The following is a 12,709-nucleotide window of genomic DNA, read 5'->3' on the forward strand; positions in this document are numbered from 1 at the left end:
GTTCGTCATTCTCGGGCTTGACCCGAGAATCCATGCCGTGACCTGCGTGAAGGGCGCGGCGGAGCAGAATTCCGCACCGCTGGCGGAACGTCGAAGTAACGGCATGGATTCCAGGGTCTGCGCGCGTCGCTTCGCTCCTTGCTTCGCCCTGGAATGACGAGGCGCGAGGTCGCGAACTGCTTTAAGCGTCGTGCTTCTGGCGGTGCTTGCCGCGGTGCTTCTCGCCATGCGCCTCGCCGTGACGGACAGGCTTCTGGTCGGCCTTGTCGCGGCGCGCGCCGGACCCGGCGGCGATGGGGTGTGGAGGGATGCCCTCACGGGCGGTCTTGCTTTCAAGTCGGCTGATAAAAATATCGAAGCGATTGGGCATCGTTCGGTCCTGCCTCCTCCCGGGGAATCAGGGGTTAAATTCGCCGATGTGGGTTTCGTTCCGCACTGTGGCAAAGGCAAGGCGATTTCCTTGACTCGACCTCACGTTTTGCAACGGGACGTCAGCCATGCCAAACAGACTTGGTTCTTTCGCAATTCCGGACGGAAAACCGCGACGCACTTTTCCTGGAATTGCTCGGAATGAGGGGCATTCGGTGACCGGCGACAAACGCAGCTATCTGATCGGACAGAGCGAGATCGCGGCGCGGCCGCTTCAGCCGGCGCTCTATCTGGTGGCGACGCCGATCGGCAACCTGGCCGACATCACGCTGCGCGCGCTGGAGACGCTGGCCGCCGCCGATATCGTCGCCTGCGAGGACACGCGCGTCTCGCGCGTGCTGCTGGAGCGCTACGGCATCCGTCGCCGCACCACCGCCTATCACGAGCACAATGCCGCCGAGGCGGGGCCAAAGCTGATCGAGGCGCTGGCGGCCGGGCAGAGCGTGGCGCTGATCTCCGACGCCGGCACGCCGCTGGTCTCCGATCCGGGCTACCGGCTGGTCGGCGAAGCGCTGGAACAAGGTATTCGTGTGGTGCCGATCCCCGGGCCTTCGGCGGCGCTCGCCGCGCTGACCGCTTCCGGCCTGCCGTCCGACGCCTTCCTGTTCGCCGGGTTCCTGCCGGTGAAGACCGGGCAGCGGCTGAGCAAGCTCGAAACGTTCAAGGCGGTGCCGGCGACGCTGATCTTCTTCGAATCGCCGCGACGGCTGGCGGAGACGCTTGGCGCCATGGTGGAGGCGCTCGGCGGCGAACGCAAAGCCGCCATCGGCCGCGAACTGACCAAGACGTTCGAGGAGATGCGCACCGGCACGCTGGCCGAACTGGCCGACCATTATGCCGCCGCAGACACGCCGAAGGGCGAGATCGTCGTCTGCGTCGGCCCGCCGGAGGCGGCGGTGGATCAGCCGGCCGACCTCGACCGGCTCCTGCTCTCGCTTGCCGCCGAAATGCCGGCCTCGAAGGCCGCGGCCGAAGCGGCGAAAATGACCGGCGGGCAGAAGCAGGCGCTTTACCGGCGGCTGCTGGAGCTGAGGGACAGACCATGATCCCAAAAAGTGGAACCCGGTTTTTGGAAAAGATCATGGTCAAACAAAGAGATGCCTGAGCGCACGGCCGGTCATCGCCGAAAAGCCTATCGGCGCGGGCATCGCGGCGAATGGCTGGCGGCGCTGGCGCTGATGCTGAAAGGCTACCGCATCCTTGCCCGCCGCCACCGCACCAGGTTCGGCGAGATCGACCTGATCGCCAGGCGCGGCGACCTCGTATTGTTCGTCGAGGTCAAGGCGCGGCGCACGCTGATCGAGGCGATGGAAGCGATCGGCCATGAATCGGAGCGGCGGATCGAGGGCGCTGCCGATCTTTGGCTGTCGCGCCAACCGGATTACGGAAAACTTTCGATGCGTTTCGACATGGTGGCGGTGCTGCCCTGGCGCTGGCCGGTGCATGTCCAGAACGCGTTCTATGGGCGGAGTTGATCCCCTTCGTTCGTCATCCTAGGGTGGAGCAGTCGCGAAGCGACGTCGCGGAAACCCTAGGATCCATGCCGTGACCTAGACGCGCTGCCACCGTGCAGAATCTGGATCAAAGAGCGTCGCGTCTAACGAAAGCTATTCGCGACCGCCGCGTTCTACGGTCCGCGTCACGGTCCTCGGGTCTGCGCGCGTCGCTTCGCTCCTTGCTCCGCCCGTGGATGACGAAGGCGTTTGGTGCGCCGCCTTAGTGTAATCATCCCCAGACCATCAGCGCCACCAGCCCGACGATACCGACCACAAGCCGCCACCAGCCGAACAGCGAATAGCCGTTGCGCGAGACGTAGTCGAGCAGGAAGCGCACCACGATCAGCGCGGTGACGAAGGCGGCGATGAAGCCGACGGCGATGATCGGCAGGTCGGCCGAGGTCAGCACGTTGCGGTTCTTGAAAAGGTCGAAGGCGAAGGCGCCGACCATGGTGGGCATGGCGAGGAAGAAGGAGAATTCGGCCGCCGCCCGCTTGTCGACGCCCATCAGCAGCGCGCCGACGATGGTCGAGCCGGAGCGCGAGGTGCCGGGGATCAGCGACAGGCACTGGAACAGGCCGATCTTCAGATAAAGGCTGGTCGGAAAGAGCTCGACGTCGTGATGGACCGGCTTGAAGTTGATGCGGTCGATGACGAGCAGCACGACGCCGCCGATGATCAGCATGATGCAGATCAGCTGCGGCGATTCGAACAATATGGTCTTGATGAAATCATGCGCCAGCGCGCCGATGACCGCCGCCGGCAGGAAGGCGATCAGGATGCCGATGACGAAATGCCGGGTCTGCGGATCGCTGGGCAGCTTGATCAGCATCTGCCAGAGCTTGCTGAAATAGACGCTGAGGATCGCCAGGATCGCGCCGAGCTGGATCAGGATCTCGAAGGCCTTGCCGGTGGAGTGGAAGCCGAGGAAATGGCCGGCAAGCAGGATGTGGCCGGTCGACGACACCGGAATGAACTCGGTCAGGCCCTCCAAAAGCCCGAGCAGCAGCGCTTCGACGATGGTCTGGCTTTCCATGGCAACCTCTGATCTTGGATGACGGCTAGAGCACGACGCCTAAAAGTGTGAAGCGGTTTCGGACGACATGATGCTCCAAGGGAAGGGCTTGCTTGTCATGGGGCGGAAGTGTCCCTATAGGTCGCAACACCCATGACAGCCCCAGGAATCGGGCGGCCAAGACTTACCGGCGCGGCCGGCCAATTGCCAGTGCGCCTTTTCATCGCGGAACCATGCTGACGCTTTTCCATCATCCCATGTTCGCCACCTGCCGCTTCGCGCGCCTCGCCTTCGGCGAGTATGGCGAGGAACTGGCGCTGATCGAGGAAAAGCCGTGGACGCGGCGCAAGGAGTTTTTGGCGCTGAACCCGGCCGGCACGCTGCCGATCCTGCTTGCCGAAGGCGACGTGCCGATCGTCGGCGCCATGGTGATCGCCGAATATCTCGACGAGACGCGAGGGGTCCTGAAGCGCGACAAGCGGCTGTTCGCCGAGGACCCGATGCAGCGCGCCGAGATCCGCCGGCTGACCGATTGGTATCTGAGCAAGGCCGAAAGCGAAGTGACGCGGCATCTGGTGCGCGAGCGGGTGCTGAAGCCGGTCATGCCGGAGACCGCCGGCGGCGGCTCGCCGGACTCGGCGGCGATCCGCGCCGCGCGCGCCAACATCCGCCAGCACATGAAATACACCAACTGGCTGGCCGGCACGCGCCATTGGCTGGCCGGCAACAAGGTGACCTATGCCGACCTCGCGGCGGCGGCGACGCTTTCGGTGCTCGATTATCTCGGCGAGATCGACTGGCGCGAGCATGCCGCCGCGCGCGAATGGTACACGCGGGTGAAATCGCGGCCGTCGTTCCGGCCGCTGCTTTCCGACCGGGTGCGCGGCCTGTCGCCGGTGTCGCATTATGCGGACCTCGATTTCTGAGAGCCTGCGCGCGCTGATCGACGCCGAGGCGCGCCGCGCCGGCTTCGAGGCAGTCGCCGTGACCCGGCCGGACGCGATCCCGCTGGCGCCGGCGAGACTCGCCGAATTCGTATCCGACGGTTTCCACGGCTCCATGGAGTGGATCGCCGAGACGGTTCAGCGGCGGGCCGAGCCCTCGACGCTGTGGCCGGAGGTCCGCTCGATCATCGTGCTGGCGATGAATTACGGCCCGGACCGCGATCCGCGCGATATCCTCGCGAAGTCCGACCGCGGCGCGATCTCGGTCTATGCGCAAAACCGGGACTATCACGACGTGATGAAGGGCCGGCTGAAGGAGATCGCCGGCAAGATCGTCGCGCGCGCCGGCGGCGACGTAAAAGTGTTCGTCGATACCGCGCCTGTCATGGAAAAACCGCTGGCGGAAGCCGCCGGGCTCGGCTGGCAGGGCAAGCACACCAATCTGGTCAGCCGCGCGCATGGCTCGTGGCTGTTCCTCGGCACCATCTTCACCACCGCAGAGCTTGAACCGGACCAGGCCGAGATCGACCATTGCGGCTCCTGCCGCGCCTGCCTCGACGCCTGCCCGACCGACGCGTTCCGGGCGCCTTACCGGCTCGATGCGCGGCGCTGCATCTCCTACCTGACCATCGAGAACAAGGGGCCGATCCCGCGTGAATTCCGCGACAAGATCGGCAACCGCATCTATGGCTGCGACGACTGCCTGGCCGCCTGTCCATGGAACAAATTCGCCAGCGCCGCTTCGGAGGCCAAGCTTGCGGCGCGCGCCGATCTGCGCGAGCCGAAGCTGTCGGAACTGTTGCTTCTCGACGACGCGGGCTTCCGGTCATTCTTCTCGGGCTCGCCCATCAAGCGCATCGGCCGCGACCGTTTCATCCGCAACGTGCTGACCGCCGCCGGCAATTCGGGTGATGCATCGCTAACGCCCATTGCGCGCCGCCTGCTCGACGACGCCTCGCCGCTGGTGCGGGGTGCGGCAATCTGGGCCCTGTCGCGATTGCTGTCCGATCGCGAATTTGGCGACCTCGCCGCCACCGCATCGAAGACCGAAACGGATGCGACGGTCCGCGAGGAATGGCTGGCGGCGCCGGCGAATCCAGCGAAGGCCGATTGAAGGGGGTTCATCGATGAGCGAAAGACGCTTCTTCATCTTCGGCGCCGGCTATTCGGCCAAGGCTTTCGCGCTGGCCAACGCGCACCGCGCGCCGGTCCTTGGTACGACCCGGGCGCCGGAAAAGTTCGAGGCGCTGCGGTCGGCCGGCATCGAGCCGCTGCGCTTCGACGGCGCGCTGTCGCCCGAGCTCAGCGATGCGCTTGCACAGACCACGCATCTCATCGTCTCGGTCGGCCCCGACGACGCCGGCGACCCGGTGCTCAACGCCACCGGCGAGACGATCCGAGCAAAGATGCCGGCGCTCGAATGGATCGGCTATCTCTCGACCGTCGGCGTCTATGGCGACCATGGCGGCGCCTGGGTCGACGAGACCAGCGCTTGCCGCCCGGTGTCGAGGCGCTCGGTGATGCGGGTGGCGGCCGAACAGAAATGGCTGACGCTTGGCCGGGAGATCGGCAAACCGGTGGCGATCCTGCGGCTTTCCGGCATCTACGGACCGGGCCGCAACGCGCTGGCGAATCTCGAGGACGGCACGGCGCGGCGGCTGGTCAAGCCGGACCAGGTGTTCAACCGTATCCATTGCGACGATATCGCCGGCGCGCTTTGGCTTCTGGCTGAAAACAATCTCGGCGGCATCTTCAACGTCACTGATGACGAGCCGGCGCCGCCGCAGGATGTCGTCGCCTATGCCGCCAGGCTGATGGGCGTCACGCCGCCGCCGGAAATTCCCTTCGAGACCGCCCAACTTTCGCCCATGGCGCGGTCTTTCTATGGCGAGAACAAGCGCGTCGCGAATCAGGCGATCAAGGCGGCCGGCTATCGCTTCCGGTTTCCGAACTATCGGGTGGCGCTGGAGCGGATGTGGGCCGAGGGCAACTGGCGGGACGGAGCGCCGCGCAGCCCGATCAGAGCATGATCCCGAAAAGTGGGAACCGGTTTTCGCAAAAGATCATGCTCCAACAAAGAGTTAGATCAGGATGACGATTCAACGAACGTCATCCTGATTTTGAGGATGATGCCGAAAAGTGTGAAACGGGTTTTCGGACGACATCATCCTTCTTTGATTCAGAGCCGCATGATCGATGCGGGACGCGCGACGTGGTACGATTCGTTCCTGATCGGGTTCGCCTGACCGGGCGGCAATGGATAGACTGGAGAGGGACCCCAGCCTGATGAATTTGCGATCGCTGCCTGACCGCAAACCGTTCCTGACCGCCGCGCTGGCGCTGGTGGCCCTGGCCGCGCTGGCGGCTGTCGCCATTTCAGCCGAACCCCGCGCGAAGGACCTGTTCGGCGCCCGGAAACTGCCGGCCGTGGCACCCGCGCAATCCTTCGGCTTCTACTCCAAGGGCTGCTTCACCGGCGGCGTGGCGCTGCCGATGGACGGGCCGACCTGGGAAGTGATGCGCCCGTCGCGCAACCGCCGCTGGGGCCATCCGGCGATGATCGCGCTGATCGAGAAGCTTTCGCGCGACGCGGTAGCCGATGGCTGGCCGGGGCTTCTGGTCGGCGACGTCTCGCAACCACGCGGCGGACCGATGATGACCGGCCATGCCTCGCACCAGATCGGGCTCGACGCCGACATATGGCTGACGCCGATGCCAACGCGGCCGCTGACCATGGCGCAGCGCGAATCGATGAGCGCGACGCTGATGGTCGACGACAAGACTCATCTGGTGAAGGACGTGCTGTGGACGCCGGCGCATACGCGGCTTTTGAAGCGCGCGGCGAGCTATCCGGAGGTCGAGCGCATCCTGGTCAATCCCGGCATCAAGAAGAAGCTCTGCGACACCGTCACCGGCGACCGCTCCTGGCTGCGCAAGATCCGGCCATTCTGGGGCCATGACTATCATTTCCACATGCGCATCGGCTGCCAGCCGGGCTCGCCTTTCTGCAAGGCGCAGGAGACGACGCTGGAGGACGATGGCTGCGGCAAGCCGCTGGCCTGGTGGTTCACCGAGGAGCCGTGGCGGCCGAACAAAAACCCGGACGCGCCCAAGGCGCGCGACGTGATGACGATGGCCAATCTGCCGAAGCAATGCCAGGACGTGGTCAATGCGCCGGACGCGCCTTCGCTGGAGGCGGTGACCTATCATGGCGTCGGCGCAGCGGTCGCCGTGGCCGAGCCGCAGCCGACCGAGCCGGCGGAGATGATCTCCAGCGGCAACGCCTCGGTTCCGTCGGCGGCAAGCGCCTTCGCGCCGACGCCCAAGATCGGCATCCCGTTGCCGCGCCCACGGCCGGGGAACTAGTGGCACTGCACAGGGATTTTGACCGGTCGGCTCTGTTTGCGTTGGCAGGTGGCATGCGTTGGAGATTGGCCGAAACGCCCTTCGCGATCGTCATTCTAGGGCGGAGCAGGAGCGAAGCTCCGTCGCGAAGACCATAGAATGACGACGTTGGGGTGGCTTCAACCAATCTCCAGCGTTTGCGCTGATTCACGGAAATGAACGGAAAATCCTGCACCAAGACAAACGGCAACCTTTCAAAATCCCTGTGTCGGGGAACTAGCGCGTTTCACCGTTCACGGAAGCGGCGAAACGCCCTATCTCTTTGCTTTGACGCAATTCCGGACGGAAGGTTACGGCGAAGGCGCCGAGCTTAACCGCTCACACTTTTCCTGGAATTGCTCCAAGGCGCAAGCGGGCTTCCCCTTTGCGGGGTCATGCGCTAGTCAATCGATTGAAATGGGCGATTGAAACGGCACAGCGGCGCCGCAGCGAGGACGATCAAGAGCATGGCAGACGAGAACGAGACGGCGCTGCGGTTTCCGGTCCTGATCGGCGATATTGGCGGCACCAATGCGCGCTTCTCGATCGTGCTCGACGCCAATTCGGAAGCCACCGAGCCGCAAATCGTCCAGACGGCTAATTTCAAGACCATCGACGAGGCGATCCAGGCGGCGGTGCTCGACCGCTCGTCCATCCAGCCGAACTCGGCGGTGCTGGCGATCGCCGGGCCGGTCGACGGCGACGAGATCCCGCTCACCAACTGCCCCTGGGTGGTGAAGCCCCGGCAGATGTTCGCCCATCTGGGCCTGAGCGAGGTCGTCGTGCTCAACGATTTCGAGGCGCAGGCGCTGGCCGTGGTGGCGCTCGGCGAAGAGCATATGGAAAAGATCGGCGGCGGCACGCCGGAACCCAATGCGAGCCGGGTCGTGCTTGGCCCCGGCACCGGCCTTGGCGTCGCCGGGCTGATCCATGCGCTCAACCACTGGATCCCGGTGCCGGGCGAGGGCGGGCATATGGATATCGGCCCGCGCACGCCGCGCGACTTCGAGGTGTTCCCGCATATCGACAAGCTCGAGGGCCGCATCTCCGGCGAGCAGATCCTGTGCGGACGCGGGCTGGTCAACGTTTACCGCGCCGTCGCCAGGACGGACGGCAAGCCGACGCCTTTCACGACGCCGGCCGAGGTCACGGCGGCCGCGCTCGCCAAATCCGATCCGGTGGCCGAGGAGGCGCTGGCGCTGTTCGTCACCTGCCTCGGCCGCACCGCGGGGGATCTCGCGCTGGTGTTCATGGGCCGCGGCGGCGTGTTCCTGACCGGCGGCATCGCGCAGAAGATCGTGCCGGCGCTGAAAGCCGGCAATTTCCGCGCCGCGTTCGAGGACAAGGCGCCGCACAGCGCGCTGATGCGCGAAATGCCGGTCTATGTGATCACCCATCCGCTGGCGGCGCTGCTCGGGCTCGCCGCCTATGCCAGGACGCCTTCGCTGTTCGGCGTGCAGACGGCGGGCCGGCACTGGCGGGCTTGATCGCGCCAGCGTTCGGGCTAGCGATCGGCCGGCGCGACGAAGTTTCGCCATAGGCAAGCCGTAGCCGGGGCGCTAAGAGGATGCCGAAATGCGGCCCATCCGACACGCGGAAAACCACGAAGCGCCCTGATTTGACTGTTCAAACTTCCCTCAAACTGAAAGTCCAGCCCACCGAGGTCGGCGCGGTGCTGCGCCGCATCCTGGCCGAAAACGGCAAGGAATATCGCTGGACCTATGTCGTCGCCGTCGCCTGCCTGCTGATCGTTTCCGGCACCACCGCCTTCACGGCGTGGATCATGGCCCCGATGATCAACCAGATCTTCTACGAACGGCGCAGCGACATGATCGTCTGGATCTGCGCCGGTTTCATGGGCGCCTCCCTGCTGCGCGGCTTCGCCGGCTATGGCCAGGCAGTGGCGCTGGCGACGATCGGCAACAATCTGGTCGCCCGCTACCAGAAGCGCAGCTTCGACCATCTGATGAAGCTCGGCGTCAACTTCTTCAACGAGACCCGTTCCGGCCGGCTGGCGGCACAGGTCAACGAGAATGTCGGCGGCATCCGAGACCTGCTGTCGCTGACGCTAACCTCCATCAGCCGCGACGCGGTCTCGCTCATCGCCCTCCTCGGCGTGATGATCTACCAGGATCCGGTGCTGTCGCTCAGCTCGCTGCTGATCGGGCCGCCGTTGATCTGGGCCGTCGTCTACATCACCCGCCGCCTGCGCAAGATCAACCGGGAATCCGTGCTGATCAACTCGCGGCTGAACGGATCGGTGCAGGAGGCCACCCAAGGCATCGCCATCGTCAAGGCCTTCACCCTGGAGGACGAGCTGGCGCGCCGCATCGGCATCATGGCCGACACGGCCGAGCAGCGTAACAACAAGATCGCCCGCGTCGCGGAGCGGCTGTCGCCGATTTCCGAAATCCTGGGCGGCCTCGCCATTACCGCCGTGCTTGCCTATTCCGGCTATCGGGCGCTGGTGCTCGGACAGCCGCCGGGCGCCGTGTTTTCCTTCATCACCGCGCTGATCCTGGCCTATGACCCGGCAAGACGCCTGGCCCGGACACAGGTCGGCATGGAACGTGCCCTGGTCAACGCGCGCATGATCTACGAACTGCTCGACCTCGAGCCGAAGCAGGGCGATGCTCCCGACGCGGTCGAGGCGAAGGTCACTACCGGCGAGGTGCGCTTCAACCATGTGACATTCGGCTACAACGCCGACACCCCGGTGCTCAGGGATTTGAGCTTTACCGCCGCGGCCGGCAAGGTGACGGCCGTCGTCGGCGCATCGGGCGCCGGCAAGTCGACGATGGTGGCGCTGCTGCAGCGCTTCTACGACGTCGACGAGGGCTCGATCGAGGTCGACGGCCAGGATATTGCCAAGGTGACCAAGCATTCGCTGCGCCAATCGATCGCCTATGTGGCGCAGGCGCCTTATCTCTTCGAAGGCACGATCCGCGACAACATCCGCTACGGCCGGCTCTCGGCCACCGACGCCGAGATCGAGCAGGCGGCGAAACAAGCGGCGGCCGACGAGTTCATCCGCCAGCAGCCGGAAGGCTACGACACGCCGGTCGGCGAAGGCGGCTCGACCCTTTCCGGCGGCCAGCGCCAGCGCGTGTCGATCGCGCGCGCGATCGTTCGCCAGGCGCCGATCCTCTTGCTCGACGAGGCGACCTCGGCGCTCGACAACGAGGCGGAGGCGCGCGTGCAGGAAGCGCTGACCCATGTCATGGAAGGGCGCACGACGATCGTGATCGCGCACCGGCTGTCGACCGTGGTCAATGCCGACCACATCATCGTGCTGGAAGAGGGGCGGCTGGTCGAGGAAGGCACGCATGCGACGCTGATGGCCGACCCGCACAGCATCTATGCCCGTTTCCACCGGATCCAGGGCAAGAAGGGGCTGGGGCTTGTCGACGACGTCAAGGCAAGCCAGACTTCGGGCCAAACTCCGGCGCCGCGCAGCCGCGCCAAGAAGACCGTCAGGAGAAGCGCATGAGCGAAGCCGGCGATATGGGCCTGGTTGTGGTGGGCGCCGCCGGCCGCATGGGCCAGACGCTGATCCGCGCCATCCACACCATGCCCGGCGCGCGCGTCGCCGCCGCGATCGAGCGGCCGGACTCGGCGCATCTCGGCAAGGATGCCGGCGAGCTCGCCGGCATCGGCATCATCAACGTGCCGATCGCCGACGATCCGCTGCCGGCCTTCGCCAAGGCCGACGGCGTGCTCGATTTCACGGCTCCAAGCGCGAGCGTCGAATTCGCCGGCTACGCCGCGCAGGCGCGCATCGTCCATGTCATCGGCACCACCGGCTGCTCGGCCGACGACAATGCCAGGATCGCCGCCGCCGCGCGCCATGCCACGATCGTCAAATCCGGCAATATGAGCCTCGGCGTCAATCTTCTGGCGGTGCTGGTCGAGCAGGCCGCGAAGGCGCTCGACGCCGACGATTTCGACATCGAGATCCTGGAAATGCACCACCGGCACAAGGTCGACGCGCCGTCCGGCACGGCGCTGCTGCTCGGCGAAGCGGCGGCGAAGGGGCGCGGCATCGATCTTTCCGACAACAGCGTGCGGGTGCGCGACGGCCATACCGGGGTGCGCAAGACGGGCTCGATCGGCTTTGCCACGCTGCGCGGCGGCTCCGTCGTCGGCGACCACAGCGTGATCCTTGCCGGCACCGGCGAGCGCATCACGCTTTCCCACCATGCCGAGGACCGGGCGATCTTCGCCCGCGGCGCGGTGAAAGCCGCGCTTTGGGCGCGCGCGAAGAAGCCCGGACTTTATTCCATGCGGGACGTGCTCGGCCTGAGCTGATCCCTATCCAAACATTCTATAGGAGCTGACATGTCGGGAACTCTCGTGCTCGTGCGCCACGGCCAGAGCGAATGGAACCTGAAGAACCTGTTCACCGGCTGGCGCGACATCGGGCTGACCGAGCAGGGCACAGCCGAGGCGCTTGCCGCAGGCGAGAAGCTCAAGGCGCGCGGCCTGAAATTCGACATCGCCTACACCTCTGCCTTGAAGCGGGCGCAGGTGACCTGCCAGCACATCCTCGACATCGTCGGCCAGAGCGACCTGAAGACGATCCGCGACCAGGCGCTCAACGAGCGCGACTATGGCGACCTCTCCGGCCTCAACAAGGACGACGCGCGCAAGAAGTGGGGCGAGGAGCAGGTGCATATCTGGCGCCGTTCCTACGACATCGCGCCGCCCGGCGGCGAAAGCCTGAAGGACACCGGCGCGCGCGTGTGGCCCTATTACCTGCACGAAGTGCAGCCGCATGTGTTGCGCGGCGAGACAGTGCTGGTCGCCGCGCACGGCAATTCGCTGCGCGCGCTGATCATGGCGCTGGACGGCAAGTCAGGCGAGGAGATCGTCAAGCTCGAGCTCGGCACCGGCGTGCCGATCATCTACAAGCTCAACGCCGATTCCACGGTGGCAAAGAAAGACGTGCTGGAGGGGTGAGGCGTTGCAAGAAGGGCGGTGGCGCCGACGCCAGCCCTTTCTCCCCGTCACTATACGGGGAGAAATGCCCGGCAGGGCAATGAGGGGCAGCGCCTACGCTGGGAAGAAAGAGGGCCGGCGCTGACGAAAAAAACCGCGTTGACACACACCGTTTGCCCGCTTACTAGAGCGCCCACCAGCCCAGATGGCGGAATTGGTAGACGCGCACGGTTCAGGTCCGTGTTCCGCAAGGAGTGGAGGTTCGAGTCCTCTTCTGGGCACCATCCTTCGCTCTTCGAGCTTCGGATGGCAGGCCATCCCGGAGCTCCGAGAGCGAAGGGGTCGCCATTTGATTCCCGACTGCCAACGGGGTGCAAGTCTCAACCTTCGCGATCAGCCGTAAGCTTCCGAACTTCGTCATTCCAGGGCGGAGCAAGGAGCGCAGACCCTGGAATCCTGTGTGTTGGTTCTGGTGTATGGTTTGAAGTGGGAAGGAGACCGAA

At 65.4% G+C, this 12,709-nt stretch carries 12 protein-coding genes and 1 tRNA gene; 11 read left to right on the top strand and 2 right to left on the bottom strand.

Translation table 11 applies throughout. From position 1 onward, the window contains the following. Positions 1-181: 181 nt before the first annotated feature. Entirely contained in the window at positions 182-370 is a 189-nt protein-coding gene (locus FJ424_RS27360) for a hypothetical protein (RefSeq protein WP_140658228.1), read from the bottom strand. Between the two features lie 214 nt (positions 371-584). On the opposite strand from FJ424_RS27360, the gene rsmI reads away from it, so the two are divergent. Then, positions 585-1,475 (top strand): 16S rRNA (cytidine(1402)-2'-O)-methyltransferase, encoded by an 891-nt coding sequence (rsmI, locus tag FJ424_RS27365; protein WP_181182146.1) that lies wholly within the window; start codon positions 585-587, stop codon positions 1,473-1,475. 51 nt (positions 1,476-1,526) lie between these two features. Continuing rightward, positions 1,527-1,904 (top strand): YraN family protein, encoded by a 378-nt coding sequence (locus FJ424_RS27370; protein ID WP_140658230.1) that lies wholly within the window; start codon positions 1,527-1,529, stop codon positions 1,902-1,904. A 250-nt stretch (positions 1,905-2,154) separates the two neighbouring features. On the opposite strand, the gene FJ424_RS27375 is transcribed toward FJ424_RS27370, so the two are convergent. Next, a complete protein-coding gene (locus tag FJ424_RS27375; RefSeq protein ID WP_140658232.1) occupies positions 2,155-2,961 on the bottom strand; it encodes an undecaprenyl-diphosphate phosphatase in 807 nt (268 codons plus the stop codon). A gap of 212 nt (positions 2,962-3,173) precedes the next feature. Here FJ424_RS27375 and FJ424_RS27380 point away from each other — a divergent pair, with 212 nt between their 5' ends. From FJ424_RS27380 to FJ424_RS27425, 9 genes are all read left to right on the top strand, one after another. Further along, on the top strand, positions 3,174-3,866 hold the full coding sequence (locus FJ424_RS27380; RefSeq protein ID WP_140645947.1) for a glutathione S-transferase family protein: 693 nt from the start codon (positions 3,174-3,176) through the stop codon (positions 3,864-3,866). After that, the gene (queG, locus tag FJ424_RS27385; RefSeq protein WP_140658234.1) at positions 3,847-4,998 is read left to right on the top strand and encodes a tRNA epoxyqueuosine(34) reductase QueG; all 1,152 of its coding nucleotides are present in this window, start codon (positions 3,847-3,849) and stop codon (positions 4,996-4,998) included. Before FJ424_RS27380 ends, queG begins: the two co-directional genes overlap by 20 nt. A 13-nt stretch (positions 4,999-5,011) precedes the next feature. Beyond that, positions 5,012-5,914 (top strand): SDR family oxidoreductase, encoded by a 903-nt coding sequence (locus FJ424_RS27390; RefSeq protein ID WP_140645949.1) that lies wholly within the window; start codon positions 5,012-5,014, stop codon positions 5,912-5,914. A gap of 256 nt (positions 5,915-6,170) precedes the next feature. Then, positions 6,171-7,250, top strand: a complete 1,080-nt coding sequence (gene mepA / locus FJ424_RS27395) for a penicillin-insensitive murein endopeptidase (protein WP_140658235.1) — start codon at positions 6,171-6,173, stop codon at positions 7,248-7,250. A gap of 476 nt (positions 7,251-7,726) precedes the next feature. Continuing rightward, entirely contained in the window at positions 7,727-8,755 is a 1,029-nt protein-coding gene (locus FJ424_RS27400; RefSeq protein ID WP_181182147.1) for a glucokinase, read from the top strand. An 80-nt stretch (positions 8,756-8,835) separates the two neighbouring features. Further along, positions 8,836-10,758 carry an ABC transporter ATP-binding protein gene (locus tag FJ424_RS27405; protein WP_246677359.1) on the top strand — a complete coding sequence of 641 codons (1,923 nt, stop codon included), beginning with the start codon at positions 8,836-8,838 and terminating at the stop codon, positions 10,756-10,758. Further along, on the top strand, positions 10,755-11,576 hold the full coding sequence (dapB, locus tag FJ424_RS27410; RefSeq protein ID WP_140658241.1) for a 4-hydroxy-tetrahydrodipicolinate reductase: 822 nt from the start codon (positions 10,755-10,757) through the stop codon (positions 11,574-11,576). Before FJ424_RS27405 ends, dapB begins: the two co-directional genes overlap by 4 nt. Positions 11,577-11,606: 30 nt before the next feature. Continuing rightward, positions 11,607-12,227 carry a 2,3-bisphosphoglycerate-dependent phosphoglycerate mutase gene (locus FJ424_RS27415; protein ID WP_140658243.1) on the top strand — a complete coding sequence of 207 codons (621 nt, stop codon included), beginning with the start codon at positions 11,607-11,609 and terminating at the stop codon, positions 12,225-12,227. 178 nt (positions 12,228-12,405) lie between these two features. Continuing rightward, positions 12,406-12,490 (top strand) — tRNA-Leu (locus FJ424_RS27425). Positions 12,491-12,709 lie beyond the last annotated feature (219 nt).

This window comes from Mesorhizobium sp. B3-1-8, assembly GCF_006439495.1.
GTDB lineage: Bacteria > Pseudomonadota > Alphaproteobacteria > Rhizobiales > Rhizobiaceae > Mesorhizobium.